Genomic DNA, 21,005 nt, shown 5'->3' on the forward strand with positions numbered 1-21,005 from the left:
GATATGTCGGCGCCGAACGAGCAGATCGTTGAGGCACTGCGCGCCTCGCTGAAGGAGAACGTCCGGCTTCAGCAGGAGAACGACGCGCTCGCCGCGGCCGCCGCGGAACCCATCGCGATCGTCTCGATGGCCTGCCGGTACGCCGGCGGGATCCGCGGCCCGGAGGACTTCTGGCGGGTGGTCACCGACGGCGCCGACGTCTACACCGGCTTCCCGGAGGATCGTGGCTGGGACGTCGAAGGCCTCTACGACCCGGACCCCGACAACCCCGGCACGACGTATGTGCGGGAGGGCGCCTTCCTGCACGACGCGGCGAAGTTCGACGCCGGCTTCTTCGGCATTTCGCCGCGTGAGGCGCTGGCGATGGACCCGCAGCAGCGGCAACTCCTGGAAGTGTCCTGGGAGACGCTGGAGCGGGCCGGTATCGACCCGCATTCGTTGCGGGGCAGCGACACCGGCGTGTTCGCCGGGATCGTGCACCAGGACTACGCGCCGGACCTCAGCGGGTTCGAGGACTTCATGAGCCTGGAGCGTGCGCTGGGCACCGCGGGCGGGGTCGCCTCCGGCCGGGTCGCCTACACGCTCGGGCTCGAGGGCCCCGCGGTGACCGTCGACACCATGTGCTCCTCCTCGCTCGTGGCGATTCACCTTGCCGCACAAGCACTTCGGCGGGGTGAATGCTCGATGGCGCTCGCGGGCGGTTCGACCGTGATGGCGACGCCGGGCGGATTCGTCGGCTTCGCGCGTCAGCGGGCACTCGCCTTCGACGGGCGCTGCAAGTCGTACGCCGCCTGTGCCGACGGCTCCGGCTGGGCCGAAGGCGTCGGCGTGGTGCTGCTGGAGCGGTTGTCGGTGGCGCAGGAGAACGGCCACCAGGTCCTTGCCGTGATTCGCGGCAGCGCGGTGAACCAGGATGGCGCGTCCAACGGCCTGACCGCGCCGAACGGCCCTTCGCAGCAGCGGGTCATCCGCAAGGCGCTGGCCAGCGCCGGGCTCGCACCGTCCGATGTGGACACCGTGGAGGGCCACGGCACCGGCACGGTGCTGGGCGACCCGATCGAGGTGCAGGCGTTGCTGGCCACCTACGGTCAGGGACGCGATCCGGAGCAGCCGTTGTGGCTCGGCTCGGTCAAGTCCGTCATCGGGCACACGCAGGCGGCGTCCGGGGTGGCGGGCGTGATCAAGATGGTGCAGGCCCTGCGGCACGGGGTGCTCCCGGCGACCATGCACGTGGACGCGCCCACGCCCCAGGTGGACTGGTCGACGGGCGCGATCGGGCTGCTGACGGAGGCGCGGGACTGGCCGCGGAACGGGCATCCGCGCCGGGGCGGGATCTCCGCGTTCGGCGCCAGCGGCACCAACGCACACATGATCCTGGAGGAAGCGCCGGTCGAGGAAGAGGCGGCGCCGGTCGTCGAAGAGCCGGCGCCGGTGGACGCGGTCCCGCTGGTGGTGTCGGCCGGGACCGCTGCTTCGCTGGCGGCTCAGGCCGGTCGCCTGGCGGAATTCCTCGAAGGCGCCGACGAGGTCTCGCTGGCCGACGTCGCCGGGACACTGGTGTCCGGCCGCGCGGAACTGGCCGAACGCGCCGTCGTCGTGGCCGGTTCGGGCGAGGAGGCACTGACCGGGCTGAAGGCGTTGGCACGCGGGGAAAGCGCAGCGGGTCTGCTCACCGGCAGCGCGGGTTCGGGCGCCCCGGGCAAGGTCGCGTGGGTGTTCCCCGGTCAGGGGACACAGTGGGCGGGAATGGGTCGCGAGCTGCTGGACGCGTCGCCGGTGTTCGCCGAGCGGATCAAGGAGTGTGCCGCCGCGCTGGAGCGGTGGGTCGATTGGTCCCTTGTGGACGTTCTGCGTGGCGACGCCGATCTCCTGGATCGCGTGGATGTGGTGCAGCCCGCGAGTTTCGCGGTGATGGTGGGCCTGGCGGCGGTGTGGTCCTCGGCCGGAGTCGAGCCCGAGGCCGTGGTGGGTCACTCGCAGGGCGAGATCGCGGCGGCGTGTGTGTCGGGGGCACTGTCCCTTGAGGACGCTGCGAAGGTGGTTGCCTTGCGCAGCCAGGCGATCGCGGCGGAGTTGGCTGGTCGCGGTGGGATGGCGTCGGTCGCGTTGAGTGAGGACGAGGCGACCGCGCGGCTGGCGCCGTGGGCGGATCGCGTCGAGGTGGCGGCGGTCAACGGGCCGTCCTCGGTGGTGGTCGCCGGTGACGCCGAAGCGTTGGACGAAGCCCTCGACGCACTCGACGATCAGGGCGTCCGGATCCGCCGGGTCGCGGTGGACTACGCCTCCCACACCCGTCACGTCGAGGCGGCCCGCGACACCCTGGCCGAGATGCTGGCCGGGATCCGCGCGCAGGCGCCTGCCGTGCCGTTCTACTCGACCGTGACCGGTGGCTGGGTGGAGGACGCCGGGGTGCTGGACGGCGGGTACTGGTACCGGAACCTGCGCAACCAGGTGCGGTTCGGCCCGGCGGTGGCGGACCTGATCGAGCAGGGCCACCGGGTGTTCGTCGAGGTCAGCGCACATCCCGTGCTGGTGCAGCCGATCACCGAGATCGTCGAGGACACCGAAGCCGTGGTGACGGGATCGCTGCGGCGTGAGGACGGAGGTCTTCGTCGGCTGTTCGCCTCGCTGGCCGAGGTGGTCGTGCGGGGCGTGACCGTGGACTGGTCCGCTGTGCTGCCGCCGTCCGGGCGGGCCGACTTGCCGACCTATGCCTTCGATCACCAGCACTACTGGCTCCGGCTGGGCGAGTCGGCGACCGACGCGGTGTCGCTGGGGCTGGCCGGGGCCGATCATCCGCTGCTGGGCGCGGTCGTGCCGTTGCCGCAGTCCGACGGGCTGGTCTTCACCTCGCGGTTGTCGTTGCGGACGCACCCTTGGCTGGCCGGTCACGCGATCGGCGGTGTCGTGCTCATTCCCGGCACGGTGTACGTCGATCTCGCGGTGCGGGCCGGGGACGAACTCGGCTTCGGCGTCCTGGAAGAACTCGTGATCGAGGCGCCGCTGGTCCTGGGCGAACGCGGTGGGGTCCGCGTGCAGGTCGCGGTGAGCGGGCCGAACGAGACCGGGCTGCGCACGGTGGATGTGTTCTCGCTGCGGGAAGATGCCGCCGGTGAGGGTAGCGCGGACGAGTGGACGCGGCACGCGACCGGGCTCTTGGCGCCTTCGTCGGCGACACGCGGAACGAGCCAGGATTTCGACTTCGCCGCTTGGCCGCCAGCCGGGGCACAGCCGGTCGACGTCGAGAATTTCTACGCCGACCTGACCGAGCGTGGTTACGCCTACGGGGGCGCCTTCCAGGGCATGAAGGCGGTCTGGCGGCGCGGGGACGAGGTCTTCGCCGAGGTCGCCCTGCCCGACGACCACCGGGAGGACGCCGGGAAGTTCGGCATCCACCCGGCGCTGCTGGACGCCGCCCTGCACACCAACGCCTTCGCCAACCCGGACGACTACCGCAACGTGCTGCCGTTCGCGTGGAACGGCCTGGTCCTGCACGCCGTGGGTGCCTCGGCGCTGCGGGTGCGGGTCGCGCCGGGCGGTCCCGACGCGCTGACGTTCCAGGCCGCCGACGAGACCGGTGGCCTGGTCGTGACCATGGACTCGCTGGTGTCCCGCGAGGTGTCCGCCGAGCAACTGGAAACGGCGGCGGGCGAAGGCGGCGACACGCTGTTCCAGGTGGAATGGGTCGATCTGTCCTCAGTGGACACTGGGGAACCCGCACCCGTGTGGACCTCGGTGGCCACCGCCGACGACGTGGCGGCCACCGCGGACCGTGTCGCGGTTCTCGAAGCCTACGGCGATGAGGCGACGCCGCTGGCGCTGACCAGCCGGGTGCTGGAGGTCGTGCAGGCCTGGCTCGGTGCCGCGGCGGAGGAGTCGCGGCTGGTGGTGGTGACGCGTGGCGCGGTGCCCGCCGGTGACGGCGCGGTGACCGACCCGGCCGCGTCGGCGGTATGGGGCCTGCTCCGGGCAGCCCAAGCGGAGAACCCCGGCCGGATCGTCCTGCTGGACACCGATTCGGCGGCGGCGCCGGTGCTGGGCGCGGCGCTGGCCAGTGGTGAACCGCAGCTCGCGGTGCGCGGAACGACTTTCTCCGTCCCCCGGCTCGCCCGTGCCACCGGCCGGGTTCCGGAGGCGCCGACGGTGTTCCGTCCGGAAGGGACGGTGCTGATCACGGGTGGTACCGGGTCGCTGGGTGGCCTGGTGGCCCGGTATCTGGTGGCCCGGCACGGTGTCCGGCGCCTGGTGCTGGCCAGCCGCCGGGGCCTGGGCGCCGAAGGCGCGGAGGAGTTGGTCGCCGAGCTGACCGAACAGGGCGCGGAAGTGTCCATTGTGGCCGGTGATGTGTCCGACCGGGGTCGGGTGGCGGCCCTGCTGGAGGAGTACCGCCCGACCGGGGTGGTGCACCTGGCGGGTGTGCTGGACGACGGCGTGATCGGGACGTTGACGCGTGAGCGGCTGGCGGGCGTGTTCGCGCCGAAGGTCGACGCGGTGCGTCACCTCGACGAGCTGACCCGGGACAGCGAGCTCGACGCGTTCGTCGTGTTCTCGTCCGCTGCCGCGCTCATGGGGTCCGCCGGTCAGGGCAATTACGCGGCGGCGAACGCCTTCCTGGACGGTTTGATGGCTCAGCGCCGGGCGGCGGGGCTGCCGGGCGTGTCGCTGGCGTGGGGTCTGTGGGAGCAGGCCGACGGCCTGACCGCGCACCTGTCCGCCGTCGACCAGGCACGGATGAGCCGCGGCGGTGTGCTGCCGATGACGTCCGCCGAGGGCCTGGACATCTTCGACGCCGGCCTGCTCGCGGACCGCGCGCTGCTGGTGCCGATCAAGCTGGATCTGCGGACGTTGCGCTGCCAGGCCACGGCCGGTGGGGAGGTGCCGCATCTGTTGCGCGGCCTGGTCCGCGCGAGCCGCCGGGTGGCGCGGACGGCCGCCGCGGGCGGCGGCGGGGTGGCCGGCAAGCTCGCCGGTCTGGCCCCGGAGCAGCAGGAGAGTCTCCTGCTGGAGGTCGTCCAGGCCGAGGCGGCCGCGGTGCTGGGCTTCAGCGGTCCCGAGCTGGCGCAGGGCACCCGCGGGTTCACCGACATCGGGTTCGACTCCCTGACCGCGGTCGAGCTGCGGAACCGGCTGAGCGCGGCGACCGGTGTGAAACTGCCCGCCACGCTGGTCTTCGACTACCCGACGCCGGTCGCGCTCGCCCGCCACCTGCGCGAAGAGCTGGGCGACACGGTGGCGGCGGGTACCCCGGCCGTGACCAGGACGGCCGCCGTGGACGCGGGCGAGCCGATCGCGATCGTCGGGATGGCGTGCCGGTTGCCGGGCGGGGTCAGGGGACCCGAGGACCTGTGGCGGATGGTGTCCGAGGGCCGCGACGGCATGTCGTCCTTCCCCGAGGACCGTGGCTGGGACCTGGAGAGCCTGTTCGATGCGGACCCGGAACGCCCCGGGACTTCGTACATCCGGCAGGGCGGTTTCCTGCACGAGGCCGCGCTTTTCGACCCGGGATTCTTCGGGATCTCGCCGCGCGAAGCGCTCGCGATGGACCCGCAGCAGCGGTTGCTGCTGGAGGCGTCCTGGGAAGCGCTCGAACGAGCGGGTATCGATCCGGCCAAGGCGCGAGGCGACGACGTCGGCGTCTTCTCCGGCGTCTCCATCCACGACTATCTCGAATCCCTGAGCAATATGCCCGCGGAACTCCAGGGCTTCGTCACCACCGCCACCGCGGGCAGCGTGGCGTCGGGCCGGGTCTCCTACACCTTCGGTTTCGAGGGGCCCGCGGTCACGGTGGACACGGCGTGTTCGTCGTCGCTGGTGGCGATTCACCTTGCGGCGCAAGCACTCCGGCAGGGCGAGTGCTCGATGGCGCTGGCCGGCGGTGTCGCCGTGATGGGCTCGCCGATCGGCGTCATCGGCATGTCGCGGCAGCGGGGGATGGCCGAGGACGGGCGGGTCAAGGCCTTCGCCGACGGCGCGGACGGCACCGTGCTGTCCGAGGGCGTCGGCATCGTGGTCCTCGAACGGCTCTCGGTGGCTCGGGAACGCGGGCACCGTGTCCTCGCCGTTCTTCGTGGCAGCGCGGTGAATCAGGACGGCGCGTCGAACGGCCTGACCGCGCCGAACGGCCCGTCGCAGCAGCGGGTGATCCGCAGCGCGCTCACGGCCGCGGGCCTGTCACCGTCCGATGTGGACGCTGTGGAGGCGCACGGGACCGGGACGGCGCTGGGCGATCCCATCGAGGCGCAGGCCTTGCTGGCCACGTACGGGAAGGACCGCGACCCGGAGAAGCCGCTGTGGCTCGGTTCGCTGAAGTCGAATGTCGGGCACACCCAGGCCGCCGCCGGGGTCGCGGCGGTGATCAAGATGGTCCAGGCGCTACGGCACGACGCCCTGCCGCCGACGCTCCACGTGCAGGAGCCCACCAAGCAGGTGGACTGGTCGATGGGCGCGGTCGAGCTGCTGACCGAGGGCCGCGAGTGGACGCGGAACGGCCATCCGCGTCGCGCGGGCGTGTCCTCGTTCGGCATCAGCGGGACCAACGCGCATCTGATCATCGAGGAAGCACCGGCCGAGGCCGCCGCTCCGGAGGAGGACGTTCCGGACGGCGTGGTGCCGCTGGTGGTGTCCGCCCGGAGCGCCGGTTCCCTTGCGGGACAAGCGAAACGGCTGGCGGAGTTCCTCGAAGGCGAGACGTCGTTGCCGCGCGTGGCGAGCGCCCTGCTGTCGACGCGTGCGGTGCTGGGCGACCGAGCTGTGGTGGTGGCGGGCTCGGCCGAGGAAGCCTCTACTGGCCTCGGTGCGTTGGCACGCGGCGAAAGCGCGGCCGGTCTGGTGACCGGAAGCGCGGGCATGGCGGGCAAGGTCGTCTGGGTGTTCCCCGGCCAGGGGACGCAGTGGGCCGGAATGGGCCGTGAGCTGCTGGACGCCTCGGACGTCTTCGCCGAGCGGATCGGCGAATGCGCGGCCGCGCTGGAACCATGGGTCGATTGGTCCCTTGTGGACGTTCTGCGGGGCGAGACCGACCCGGAGCTGATGAACCGAGTCGACGTGCTCCAGCCCGCCAGCTTCGCCGTGATGGTCGGTCTTGCGGCGGTGTGGGCCTCGGTGGGCGTCGTACCCGACGCGATGCTGGGCCATTCCCAGGGCGAGATCGCTGCGGCGTGTGTGTCGGGTGCACTGTCCCTTGAGGACGCCGCGAAGGTGGTCGCGTTGCGGAGCCAGGCGATCGCGGCGGAGCTGTCCGGTCGCGGTGGCATGGCGTCGGTCGCGCTGAGCCACGACGAGGCGGTTTCGCGGTTGGCGCCGTGGGACGGCCGGGTCGAGGTGGCCGCGGTCAACGGCCCGTCCTCGGTGGTGATCGCGGGCGACGCCGAAGCGCTGACCGAGGCGGTGGAAGCACTCTCCGGCCGCCGGGTGGCGGTGGACTACGCGTCCCACACCCGGCACGTGGAGGACATCCGCGACACCCTCGCCGAGACCCTGGCCGGGATCACGGCGCAGGAACCGGTGGTGCCGTTCTACTCCACCGTCACCGGCGAGTGGATTTCCGGCGCCGGAGTCGTCGATGGCGAGTACTGGTACCGGAATCTGCGCAACCAGGTCGGTTTCGGCCCGGCGGTGGCGGAGCTGCTCGCCCAGGGACACGGCGTGTTCGTCGAGGTCAGCGCGCATCCGGTGCTGGTCCAGCCGATCACGGACGTCGTGGACGGCACCGAGGCCGACGCCGTGGTGACCGGGACGCTGCGGCGGGAGGACGGTGGCGTCCGGCGGCTGCTGACCTCGATGGCCGAGCTGTTCGTCCGTGGTGTCGCGCTCGACTGGAGCGGTGTGCTCCCGCCGGTGACCGGACAGGTCGACCTGCCGACGTACGCCTTCGACCACCAGCACTTCTGGCTCAACCCGCCCGCCGCGGCGGACGCGCCGTCGCTGGGGCTGGCCGGGGCCGATCATCCGCTGCTGGGCGCGGTCGTGCCGCTGCCGCACTCGGATGGCCTGGTGTTCACCTCGCGGCTGTCGGTGCGGTCGCATCCGTGGCTGGCCGGGCACGCGGTCGATGGTGCGGTGGTCGTCCCGAGCGCCGCGCTGGTGGAACTCGCGGTGCGAGCCGGGGACGAAGCCGGGTGCCCGGTTCTCGACGACCTGGCCGTCGAATCCCCGCTCGTGCTGCCCGAGCACGGTGGCGTGCGGGTGCAGGTCACGGTGGGCGGGCCCGGCGAGAGTGGTTCGCGCACGGTGGACGTCTACTCGTCGCGCGAGAACGACGCGGAGGTGTGGACGCGGCACGCCACCGGGCATCTCTCGGCCACGCCTCCGGTCCACGAGCAATTCGACTTCACCGCTTGGCCGCCCCAGGGCGCGCGCAAGGTCGACGGTCTCTACGACGAATTGGCCGATCGCGGTTCGGCGTATGGGGCTTCGTTCCAGGGCGTGCGTGCGCTGTGGCGGCGGGGAGAGGAACTCTTCGCCGAGGTCGCGCTGCCCGAGGATCTGGACGCGGGCAGGTTCGGCATCCACCCCGCGTTGCTGGACGCGGCGCTGCACCCGGCGCTGAGGGACGACGCACGACCGGCGGACTGGCACGGCCTGGTCCTGCACGCCGCGGGCGCGTCGGCGCTGCGGGTGCGGCTGGCGCCCGGCGAGTCCGGTGTCACACTCGAAGCGGCGGACGAGACGGGCGGCCTCGTCGTCACCGCGGAGTCGGTGGTGATCCGTGCTATGTCCGCCGATCAGCCGGGGACGCGGGTCGACGCACTGTTCCAAGTGGACTGGACCGAGCTGTCCCTCGCCGAGGATGCCCTCGAACCTTCGTGGGTCGAGGTGGCCACGCCCGACGACGTGACGGCGCTGGCCGAGGATGTGCCCGCGGCGGCGATCCTGGAAGCGTCCGGCGGGGATGACGCGCTGGCGTTGACCTCGCGTGTCCTGGCGGTCGTGCAGGCGTGGCTTTCGGCGGGCTTCGAGGAATCGCGGCTGGTGGTGGTGACGCGTGGCGCGGTGCCCGCCGGTGATGGCGCGGTGACGGATCCGGCCGGTGCGGCGGTGTGGGGTCTGGTGCGGGCCGCGCAGGCGGAGAACCCGGATCGGATCGTCCTGCTGGACGTCGATGCCGGGGTGGCGCCGGTGCTGGGTGCGGTACTGGCCAGTGGTGAACCGCAGATCGCGGTGCGTGAACGGACTTTCTCGGTACCACGCCTCGCCCGCGCTGCGCACAGTCCCGACCCGGCGTCCGTGTTCAGTCCACAAGGGACCGTCCTGGTCTCGGGCGCGGGTGTGCTGGGCGGGCTGGTGGCCCGGCGGCTGGTCACCCGGCACGGCGTGCGGCGGCTGGTACTGGCCAGCAGGCGGGGGCCGGACGCCGAGGGCATGGCGGAGCTGGTCGCCGAACTCACCGGACAGGGCGCGGAAGTGTCCATTGTGTCCTGTGACGTCTCCGATCGCGATCAGGTGGCATCGTTGCTCGACGAGCACCGGCCGACCAGTGTCGTGCACACCGCCGGTGTCCTGGACGCGGGCGTGATCGAGACGCTGACCCCGGAACGGCTGGCCAGGGTGTTCGCGCCGAAGGTCGACGCGGTGCGGCATCTCGACGAGCTGACCCGCGGCATGGACCTCGACGCCTTCGTCGTCTATTCCTCGGTTTCGGCCGTGTTCATGGGCGCGGGCAGCGGTAGCTACGCGGCCGCGAACGCGTTCCTGGACGGGCTGATGGCGAACCGCCGGGCGGCGGGCCTGCCCGGTTTGTCGCTGGCATGGGGCCTGTGGGACCAGACCACCGGCATGGCGGCCAACACCGACGAGGCCACCAGGGCCCGGATGAGCCGGCGTGGCGGTCTGCAGCTGATGACGCAGGCGGAGGGCATGGACCTGTTCGACGCCGCGTGTGCGTCCGAGCGGTCCCTGCTGGTGCCCGCCAAGCTGGACCTGCGCGGGGTACGTGCCGACGCGGCGGCGGGCGGTGCGGTGCCGCATATGCTGCGTGGCCTGGTCCGCGCAGGAAGGCAGCAGGCCCGCACTGCGTCCACAGTGGACAATGTGCTGGCGGACCGGCTCGCCGGGCTCACCCCGGCGGACCAGCTGACCCTGCTTCTCGACCTGGTTCGCGGTCAGGTCGCGGCCGTGCTCGGGCATGCCGATGCCGGGGCCGTCCGCGCGGACACGGCGTTCAAGGACGCCGGATTCGACTCGCTGACCGCGGTGGAGCTGCGCAACAGGATGCGTGCGGCCACCGGGCTGAAACTGCCCGCGACGCTGGTCTTCGACTACCCGAACCCGCAGGCGCTCGCCCGGTACCTGCGCGACGAACTCGGCGGCGCGGCGGCGGCACCGGTGGAACCGGCGGTCGTGGCGGGCGCTGCCGACGAGCCGATCGCCATCGTGGGCATGGCGTGCCGGTTGCCGGGTGGTGTCGCGGGGCCGGATGACTTGTGGCGGTTGGTGTCCGAGGGCCGGGACGCGGTGTCGGGTTTCCCCGAGGATCGTGGCTGGGATCTGGAGGGCTTGTTCGATCCGGACCCGGAGCGTCCGGGCACGACCTACACGCAGCACGGCGGGTTCCTGCACGAGGCGGCGCTTTTCGACGCCGGGTTCTTCGGGATCTCGCCGCGTGAAGCCGTCGCCATGGACCCGCAGCAGCGGTTGCTGCTGGAGGCGTCGTGGGAGGCGATGGAGGACGCCGGTGTCGACCCGCTTTCGGTGAAGGGCAACGACGTCGGCGTGTTCACGGGCATGTTCGGGCAAGGCTATGTCGCGCCGGGAGCCAGCGTCGTCACACCGGAACTGGAAGGTTTCGCGGGCACCGGCGGGTCGTCGAGCGTGGCGTCGGGCCGGGTGTCCTATGTGTTCGGTTTCGAGGGCCCGGCGGTCACGATCGACTCGGCGTGCTCGTCCTCGCTGGTCGCGATGCACCTCGCCGCCCAGTCGTTGCGACAGGGCGAGTGCTCGATGGCACTGGCCGGTGGCGCGACGGTGATGGCGAACCCCGGCGCCTTCGTGGAGTTCTCCCGCCAGCGGGGCCTCGCCGTCGACGGCCGTTGCAAGGCGTTCGCCGCGGCGGCCGACGGCACCGGCTGGGCCGAGGGTGTCGGCGTGATCGTGCTGGAGCGGTTGTCCGTGGCGCGTGAGCGCGGACACCGGATCCTGGCCGTGTTGCAGGGAAGTGCGGTGAACCAGGACGGCGCGTCGAACGGGCTGACCGCGCCGAACGGCCCCTCGCAGCAGCGAGTGATCCGCCGGGCTTTGGTGAACGCCGGACTTTCTCCGTCCGATGTGGACGTCGTGGAGGGTCACGGCACGGGGACCACCTTGGGTGACCCGATCGAGGCGCAAGCGCTCCTGGCCACTTACGGGAAGGACCGCGACCCGGAGAAGCCGTTGTGGCTGGGCTCGCTGAAGTCGAACATCGGCCACGCGCAGGCGGCAGCCGGGGTGGCGGGCGTGATCAAGATGGTCCAGGCGCTGCGGCACGAGGTGCTGCCGCGGACGCTGCATGTCGACGAGCCCACTCCCGAGGTGGACTGGTCCGCCGGTGCGGTCGCGTTGCTGACGGAGGCGCGGGACTGGCCGCGCAATGGCCGTCCGCGCCGGGCCGGAGTGTCCGCCTTCGGGGTCAGCGGGACGAACGCGCACCTGATCCTGGAGGAGGCACCACCGCAGGACGCGGTGCCGGATCCCGGTGCTACCCCGGATGTCCTCCCGGTCGTGGTGTCCGCGCGGAGCACGGCTTCCCTGGCCGGTCAGGCCGGTCGGCTGGCCGCGTTCGTCGAGGGCGACGTGCCGCTGGCGGGCGTGGCCGGGGCGCTGGTGACGAACCGGGCCGCGCTGAGCGAGCGCGCGGTGGTGGTCGCTGGCTCCCGCGACGAGGCGGCGGCGGGCCTGGAAGCGTTGGCACGCGGGGAAAATCCGGCGAACGTGGTCGCGGGCCGAGCGGGTTCCCCGGGCAAGCTGGTGTGGGTGTTCCCCGGCCAGGGCTCGCAGTGGGCCGGGATGGGCCGCGAGCTCCTGGACTCCTCGCCGGTGTTCGCCGAGCGGGTCGCCGAATGCGCGGCCGCGCTGGATCCCTGGGTCGATTGGTCCCTTGTGGACGTTTTGCGGGGCGATGCCGATCTGCTGGATCGCGTCGATGTCGTGCAGCCCGCGAGTTTCGCGATGATGGTCGGGCTCGCCGCGGTGTGGTCCTCGGTAGGTGTCGTACCGGACGCCGTCGTCGGTCACTCCCAGGGTGAGATCGCGGCGGCCTGTGTGTCGGGGGCACTGTCCCTTGAGGACGCCGCGAAGGTGGTCGCGTTGCGTAGCCAGGCCATCGCGGCGGAACTCGCGGGGCGCGGCGGCATGGCTTCCGTGGCGTTGCGGGAAGAAGACGCGACGCCACTGCTGGCGCCGTGGACCGACCGGGTTCAGGTGGCCGCGGTCAACAGTCCCACGTCGGTGGTGATCGCCGGGGAAGCCCGCGCACTGGACGAGGTGGTCGACGCGCTGTCGGGCCAGGGTGTCCGCGTGCGGCGGGTAGCCGTGGACTACGGGTCGCACACCAACCAGGTCGAGGACATCCGGGATCTCCTGGCCGAAACCCTGGCCGGTATCTCGGCACAGGCGCCGGTGGTGCCGTTCTACTCCACCGTCACCGGCGAATGGATTTCCGGCGCCGGGGTCGTGGACGGCGGTTACTGGTACCGGAACCTGCGCAATCAGGTCGGTTTCGGTCCGGCGGTGGGGGATCTGCTGAAGCAGGGCCATGGCGTGTTCGTCGAGGTGAGCGCGCATCCGGTGCTGGTGCAGCCGATCAGCGAGATCACCGAGGACACCGACGCGATCGTGGCCGGGTCGTTGCGGCGCGAGGACGGCGGTCTGCGACGGCTGCTGACTTCGATGGCCGAGCTGTTCGTGCGGGGCGTCGCCCTCGACTGGTCCGGGATGGTGCCCGCGTCCGGCTGGGTGGACCTGCCGACGTATGCCTTCGACCACCGGCACTACTGGCTCCGGCCCGCCGAGTCCGCGACCGACGCGGCATCGCTGGGCCAGGCCTCAGCCGAGCATCCGCTGCTGGGCGCGGTCGTCGAGCTGCCGCAGTCCGACGGCCTGGTGTTCACCTCGCGGCTGTCGGTACGGACGCACCCGTGGCTCGCCGATCACGCGGTCGGCGGCGTGGTGATCCTGCCCGGTTCCGGACTGGCCGAACTCGCCGTGCGGGCCGGTGACGAAGCCGGGTGCACCGTCCTCGACGAGCTGATCATCGAATCCCCGCTCGTCGTCCCCGAGCACGGCGGGGTCCGCGTCCAGGTCGCGTTGAGCGGTCCGGACGAGACCGGCGCGCGCACGGTGGACGTGTACTCGCAGCGCGACGGCGGCGCGGGGACGTGGACCCGGCATGCCACCGGCATGCTCTCGTCGGCTCCCGGCGAGAGCACCGGATTCGACTTCCTCGCCTGGCCGCCCGCGGGTGCCGAGCGGGTCGACGTCGAGACCTTCTACACCGATCTGGCCGAGCGCGGGTACGGGTACGGGCCCGCGTTCCAAGGACTGCGGGCGGTGTGGCGGCGCGAGGACGACGTCTTCGCCGAGGTCGCCCTGCCCGACGACCTGCGCAAGGACGCGGGCCGGTTCGGCGTTCACCCGGCGCTGCTCGACGCCGCCCTGCAGGCCGCGACGGTCGGCGGCGCCGAGGAGCCCGGCGAGCCGATGCTCGCGTTCGCGTGGAACGGCCTGGTCCTGCACGCCGCGGGCGCTACGGCGCTGCGGGTCCGGCTCGCGCCGAACGGCCAGGACGCGTTGTCCGTCGAAGCGGCCGACGAGACCGGCGGGCCGGTCCTGACGATGGACTCGCTGGTGTCCCGGCCGGTGTCCGCCGAGCAACTGGGCGCGTCGGCGGATCAGGGCCGCGACGCGATGTTCCGGGTCGACTGGACCGGACTGCCTCCCGTGCACGGCGCGGAAACGCCGTCGTGGGCATCCGTGGTCACCGCGGACGACGTGGCGACTCTCGCGGAGAAGGACGAGGTGCCGCCGGTGGCGGTGCTGGAAGTGGGCGGTGACGCCGCGTTGGCGGTGACCACCCGGGTGCTCGACGTCCTGCAAGCGTGGCTGGCCGCGCCCGCGCTCGAAGAGTCGCGGCTGGTCGTGGCGACCCGCGGTGCGGTGCCCGCCGGTGACGAGCAGACGCTGACCGACCCGGACGCGGCGGCGGTGTGGGGCCTGGTCCGCTCCGCTCAGGCCGAGCACCCGGACCGGTTCGTCCTGCTGGACACCGACACCGGGGTCGAGCCGCTGCTCGGCGCGGTGCTGGCCAGCGGTGAGCCCCAGCTCGCGGTGCGGGGAACGACCTTCTCCGTGCCCCGCCTCGCCCGCGCCACCGGGACGTCGGACACGCCCGCCGTGTTCGGTCCACAAGGGACGGTCCTGGTCTCCGGTGCGGGATCGCTGGGCACGCTGGTGGCCCGGCATCTGGTGACCCGGCACGGCGTGCGGCGGCTGGTGCTGGCCAGCAGGCGGGGCCCGGACGCCGACGGTGCGCCGGAGCTGCGCACCGAACTCGCCGGCGAGGGCGCCGAAGTGTCCATTGTGGCCTGTGACGTCGCCGACCGCGACCAGGTGGCGGCCCTGCTCGCGACCCTGCCCGACCTGACCGGGGTGGTGCACACCGCCGGTGTCTTCGACGACGGTGTGATCGGGACGCTGACCCCGGAGCGGCTGGCGAACGTCTTCGCGGCGAAGGTCGACGCGGTGCGGCATCTCGACGAGCTGACGCGCGACCGGGACCTCGGCGCGTTCGTCGTGTTCTCGTCCGTCGCGGGCGTGATGGGCGGCGGTGGCCAAGGTCCTTACGCGGCGGCGAACGCCTACTTGGACGCGGCGATGGCTCACCGCCGGGCCGCCGGCCTGCCGGGCTTGTCCCTGGCCTGGGGGCTGTGGGAGCGGAGCACCGGCATGGCGGCGCACCTCAGCATCGTCGACCATGCGCGGGCGAGCCGCAATGGTGTGCTGGAGTTGACGCGGGCCGAGGGCCTGGATCTGTTCGACCTCGGGCTGCGCATGGCGCCTTCCCTGCTCGTGCCGATCAAACTGGACCTCGCGGCCATGCGGTCCGGCGCGGTGCCGCCCCTGTTCCGCGGCCTGGTCCGGCCGGGCCGGAACCAGGCGCGTACAGCGTCCACAGTGGACCGTGGGCTGGCGGGCAGGCTGGCCGGGCTCGCCGCGGCCGACCAGGAGACGCTCCTCGTCGAACTGGTGCGCGGGCAGGTCGCGGTGGTGCTCGGGTACGACGGGCCGGAGGCCGTGCGGCCGGATACGGCGTTCAAGGACACCGGATTCGACTCGCTGACGTCGGTGGAGCTGCGCAACCGGCTGCGCGAGGCGACCGGCCTGAAACTCCCCGCCACGCTGGTCTTCGACTACCCGAACCCGGTGGCCGTCGCCCGCTATCTGCGGGCGGGGCTGGTTCCCGGCGCGGCCACGGACGTGAACGCAGTGAGCCGGCCGGACATCTTCGCCGTCGAGGAGGCCGGCGAGGGGCCGTCGATCGCCGGGCTGGACGTGGACGACCTCGTGAAACTGGCGCTGGGCGACGAGCAGCCCTCGGGCATCGAGTGATTGGGGCATGTGGTGAGTGCGTCGTATGAGAAGGTCGTCGAGGCGCTGCGGAAGTCCCTCGAAGAGGTCGGCACGCTGAAGAAGCGGAACCGCCGGCTGCTCGACGCCGCCCGTGAGCCGATCGCGATCGTCGGCATGGCGTGCCGGTTGCCGGGTGGTGTCGCGGGGCCGGATGACTTGTGGCGGTTGGTGTCCGAGGGCCGGGACGCGGTGTCGGGATTTCCCGAGGATCGTGGCTGGGATCTGGACGGCCTGTTCGATCCGGACCCGGACCGCGCGGGGACGTCGTACACCAGCCAGGGCGGATTCCTCCATGAAGCGGGCCTTTTCGACCCGGGCTTCTTCGGGATCTCGCCGCGTGAGGCGCTCGCCATGGATCCCCAGCAGCGGCTGCTGCTGGAGGCGTCCTGGGAGGCACTGGAGAGCGCCGGTGTCGACCCGCTTTCGCTGAAGGGCACCGAGGTCGGCGTCTTCACCGGCGTGGGCGGGTCGGGCTACGGCGGTGGGCTGGCCGGTCCGGAGATGCAGAGCTTCGCGGGCACCGGGCTGGCGTCGAGTGTCGCGTCGGGCCGGGTGTCCTATGTGCTTGGTCTCGAAGGCCCGGCCGTCTCGATCGACACGGCGTGTTCGTCCTCCCTGGTGGCGATGCACCTCGCCGCGCAGGCGCTGCGGCAAGGCGACTGCTCGATGGCGCTGGCGGGCGGGGCGATGGTGATGTCGGGTCCCGATTCCTTCGTAGTGTTCTCCCGGCAGCGCGGGCTGGCGGCGGACGGGCGGTGCAAGGCGTTCGCCTCGAGCGCCGACGGCATGGTGCTCGCCGAAGGCGTCGCCGTGGTGGCGCTGGAGCGGCTGTCGGTGGCGCGTGAACGCGGCCACCGCGTCCTCGCCGTGCTGCGCGGCAGCGCGGTGAACCAGGACGGCGCCTCCAACGGCTTGACCGCGCCGAACGGCCCTTCGCAGCAGCGCGTGATCCGGGGCGCGCTGGCGAACGCCGGACTTAAGGCGTCCGATGTGGACATTGTCGAGGCGCATGGGACCGGGACGACGCTGGGTGATCCGATCGAAGCGCAAGCCTTGCTGGCGACTTATGGGCAGGACAGGGAAAGCCCGTTGTGGCTGGGTTCGCTGAAGTCGAACATCGGGCACGCGCAGGCGGCCGCCGGGGTGGCGAGTGTGATCAAGGTGGTGCAGGCGTTGCGGCACGGCGTCATGCCGCCGACCTTGCACGTGGACGAACCCACGAACCAGGTGGACTGGTCCGAGGGCGCGGTGGAACTGCTGACCGAGGCCCGGGAATGGCCACGCAACGGGACTCCTCGCCGGGCAGGGGTGTCTTCGTTCGGTGTCAGCGGGACGAACGTGCACCTGATCATCGAGGAAGCACCCGAGGAACCCGCGGCCACCACGGACGCGCCGCCTGCGGACGTCGTGCCTGTGGTGATCTCGGCACGCAGCACCGGTTCCCTGGCCGGTCAGGCCGATCGGCTGGCGGCGTTCGCCGAGACGGCCGGAGTGCCGCTCGCGGACGTGGCCGGTGCGCTGGTGTCGTGCCGCGCGATGCTGGACGAACGTGCCGTCGTGGTCGCGGGCTCGGCCGACGAGGCACTCGCCGGACTGCGAGCGCTGGCTCGCGGCGAGGACGCGGCCGGTGTGGTGACCGGCAGTGTCCGGGGGCCGGGCAAGGTCGTGTGGGTGTTCCCGGGCCAGGGGACGCAGTGGCCGGGCATGGGCCGGGAACTGCTCGACGCGTCCCCGGTTTTCGCCGCCCGCGTCAAGGACTGCGCGGCCGCGCTGGACCAGTGGACCGACTGGGCGCTGCTCGACGTGCTGCGCGGGGAGACCGACCCCGGGTTGATGGATCGGGTCGATGTCCTGCAGCCCGCGTGTTTCGCGGTGATGGTCGGTCTCGCGGCGGTGTGGGAGTCCGTGGGCGTACGGCCGGACGCGGTGGTGGGTCATTCGCAGGGGGAGATCGCCGCCGCCTGTGTGTCGGGGGCACTGTCCCTTGAGGACGCCGCGAGGGTGGTTGCCTTGCGCAGTCAGGCGATCGCGGCGCAGTTGTCCGGACGCGGTGGGATGGCCTCGGTCGCGTTGAGCGAGGACGAGGCGGTCGCGCGGCTGGCACCGTGGGAGGGCCAGGTCGAGGTGGCCGCGGTGAACGGGTCGTCCTCGGTGGTGATCGCGGGTGACGCCCACGCCCTGAACGAGGCGCTGGAAGTGCTGTCCGGCGACGGAATCCGCGTGCGGCAGGTCGCGGTGGACTACGCCTCGCACACCCGCCACGTGGAGGACATCCGCGACACGCTGGAAAAGACTCTGGACGGGATCTCGGCGCAGGCGCCCGCCGTGCCGTTCTATTCGACCGTCACCGGCGACTGGGTGCGCGACGCCGGGGTGCTGGACGGCGGTTACTGGTATCGCAACCTGCGCAATCAGGTCGGTTTCGGCCCGGCGGTGGAGGATCTGCTCAGGCAGGGGCACGGCGTGTTCGTCGAGGTCAGTGCGCATCCGGTGCTGGTGCAGCCGATCAGCGAGATCACCGAGGACGCCGAAGCCGTGGTGTCGGGATCGTTGCGGCGCGAGGATGGTGGCCTGCGACGGCTGCTGACCTCGATGGCCGAGCTGTTCGTCCGCGGTGTCCCGGTGGACTGGGCCACGATGGTGCCGCCCGCGCGAGCCGACCTGCCGACCTACGCCTTCGACCACCAGCACTACTGGCTTCACCCCGCCGCGCAGGCGGATGCCGTGTCGCTGGGGCAGGCGGCGGCCGAGCATCCGCTGCTGGGCGCGGTCGTGCCGCTGCCGCAGTCGGACGGGCTGGTGTTCACCTCGCGGTTGTCGGTGCGGACGCATCCGTGGCTGGCCGATCACGCGATCGGCGGAGTGGTGCTCTTCCCCGGGACAGGACTGGTCGAGCTGGCGGTACGGGCCGGCGACGAGGCCGGGTGCCCGGTACTCGACGAACTCGTGACGGAGGCACCGCTGGTCGTGCCGGAGCACGGCGGAGTCCGCGTCCAGGTCACGGTGGGTGGGCCCGACGAGAACGGTTCGCGCACGGTGGACGTGTATTCCCTTCGCGAGGACGGCGACCAGGAATGGACGCGGCACGCGACCGGCCTGTTGTCCGCGACGCCGGGCGGCGGCACCGGCTTCGACTTCACCGCTTGGCCGCCGCAGGGTGCGCAGCACGTCGAGATCGGGGAATTCTACGCCGACCTCGTCGAGCGCGGTTATGCGTACGGGCCGGCGTTCCAGGGCGTGCGGGCGGTGTGGCGGCGCGGTGACGAGGTGTTCGCCGAGGTCGCCCTGCCCGACGCGCTGCGGGAGCAAGCGGCCGGTTTCGGCCTCCACCCCGCGCTGCTGGACGCGGCCCTGCAGACCGGGACGATCGCCGCGGCCGCGACGGGCGAACCCGGGAAGTCGGTGATGCCGTTCTCGTGGAACGGACTGGCTCTGCATGCCGTGGGTGCTTCGGCGCTGCGGGTGCGGGTCGCGCCGGGCGGGCCGGACGCGTTGTCGGTCGAAGCAGCCGATCAGACCGGCGGCCCGGTTTTGACGATGGACTCGCTGGTATTGCGTGCGGTGTCCACCGAACAGCTCGACACGGCGCGCACCAGTTCGCTGTACCGGGTGGACTGGACCGAACTGTCCTCAGTGGACACAGCGGAACCGGCTTGGGTGCCGGTCGTCACCGCTGACGACGTGAAGGCAGTGGCAGACCGCGTCCCGGTGCTGGAAGCGTCCGGGACCGACGACGCGCTGGCCCTGACCTCGCGGGTGCTGGAGGTCGTGCAGGCCTGGCTCGCCGGGGAAGGCTCGGAGGAGTCGCGGCTGGTGGTGGTGACGCGTGGTGCGGTGCCCGCCGGTGACGGCGCGGTGACGGATCCGGCCGCGTCGGCGGTATGGGGTCTGGTGCGCGCCGCTCAGGCGGAGAACCCGGACCGGATCGTCCTGCTGGACGTCGACGCCGGGGTGGCGCCGGTGCTGGGCGCGGTGCTGGCCAGTGGTGAGCCGCAGGTCGCGGTCAGGGGCACGACGTTCTCGGTACCGCGGCTCGCCCGGGTCACCGGGACACCGGAATCGCCCGCCGTGTTCAGTCCGGAAGGGACGGTGCTGGTCTCGGGAGGCGGAACGCTCGGCGGTCTCGCGGCTCGTGCCCTCGTCACCCGGCACGGCGTGCGGCGGCTGGTACTCGCCAGCAGGCGGGGCAAGGACGCCGAAGGCGTGGAAGACCTCGTCACCGAACTGACCGGCCACGGCGCGGAAGTGTCCATTGTGGCCTGTGACGTCGCCGAGCGCGTTCAGGTGGCGGCTCTGCTCGAAGAGCACCGGCCGACCGCGGTCGTGCACACGGCGGGCGTGTTCGACGCCGGGGTGACCGGGGCGCTGACCCCGGAGCGCCTGGCCAAGGTGTTCGCGCCGAAGGTCGACGCGGTGCGGCATCTCGACGAGCTGACCCGCGGCGGGGATCTCGACGCGTTCATCGTCTACTCGTCCGCCTCGTCGATCTTCATGGGCGCGGGCAGCGGCGGTTACGCGGCGGCGAACGCCTTCCTGGACGGGCTGATGGCACACCGCCGCGCGGCGGGCCTGCCGGGGCTGTCGCTGGCCTGGGGCCCGTGGGAGCAGCTCACCGGCATGGCGGGCACCATCGACGAACTCACCCTGGCCCGGATGAGCAGGCGTGAGGGACGCGGGGGCGTCCGGGCGCTCGAATCCGGTGCGGGCATGGAGCTGTTCGACGCCGCGGTGGGCACGGAACACGCCCTGCTGGTGCCGATCGCACTGGACCTGCGCGAGGTGCGGGCCGACGCGGCGAGCGGCGGCGCGACCCCGCACCTGCTGCGCGGCCTGGTCCGGGCGGGCAGGCAGGCGGCGCGGGCGGCGTCCGGTGAGGACGGCGGTCTGGCCCGCCGGCTGGCCGGACTCGCCGCCGCTGAACAGGAAGCGCTGCTGCTCGAGCTGGTCCGCGGTCAGGTCGCGGTCGTGCTCGGGCATGCCGACGCCGGCGGTGTCCGGGCGGACGCGGCGTTCAAGGACGCCGGTTTCGACTCGCTGACCTCGGTGGAGCTGCGCAACCGGCTGCGGGCGGCGACCGGCCTGAAACTGCCCGCGACGCTCGTCTTCGACCATCCGAATCCCCAGGCCCTCGCCCGTCATCTGCGAACCGAACTCGCCGTCGACGAGGCGTCCCCCGCCGATTCGGTGCTCGCCGGTCTCGCCGGTCTGGAGACCGCCATCGCGGCTTCCGGCGGCGACTGCGACCGGATCGCCACGCGCCTGCGGGAACTGCTGAAGGCGGCCGAGGGCGCGGCCACCGTCACCGAGGACCTCGACACCGCCAGCGACGAGGAGCTGTTCGCGCTCGTCGACGGACTCGACTGAAACCGCACACGTGAAACTCCGGGGAGCTGAGTTCAATGGCT

2 protein-coding genes are annotated in these 21,005 nt (G+C 72.1%); both read left to right on the forward strand.

Features of this window, described 5'->3' with window-relative positions; translation table 11 throughout:
* Positions 1–3 precede the first annotated feature (3 nt).
* Complete coding sequence (locus tag ACFWX1_RS19600; RefSeq protein WP_378389169.1) at positions 4–15,579, forward strand: SDR family NAD(P)-dependent oxidoreductase; 15,576 nt, start codon at positions 4–6, stop codon at positions 15,577–15,579.
* 9 nt (positions 15,580–15,588) lie between these two features.
* Positions 15,589–20,964: a beta-ketoacyl synthase N-terminal-like domain-containing protein gene (locus tag ACFWX1_RS19605; protein WP_378389171.1), complete on the forward strand. Its 5,376-nt coding sequence runs from the start codon at positions 15,589–15,591 to the stop codon at positions 20,962–20,964.
* Positions 20,965–21,005 lie beyond the last annotated feature (41 nt).

Origin of the sequence: Amycolatopsis sp. NPDC059021, from assembly GCF_042739895.1 — a bacterium.
GTDB lineage: Bacteria > Actinomycetota > Actinomycetes > Mycobacteriales > Pseudonocardiaceae > Amycolatopsis.

Coding starts and splice junctions, on each gene's coding strand:
- ACFWX1_RS19600 (WP_378389169.1), top strand. CDS start 4: ATGTCGGCGCCGAACGAGCAGATCGTTGAGGCACTGCGCGCCTCGCTG.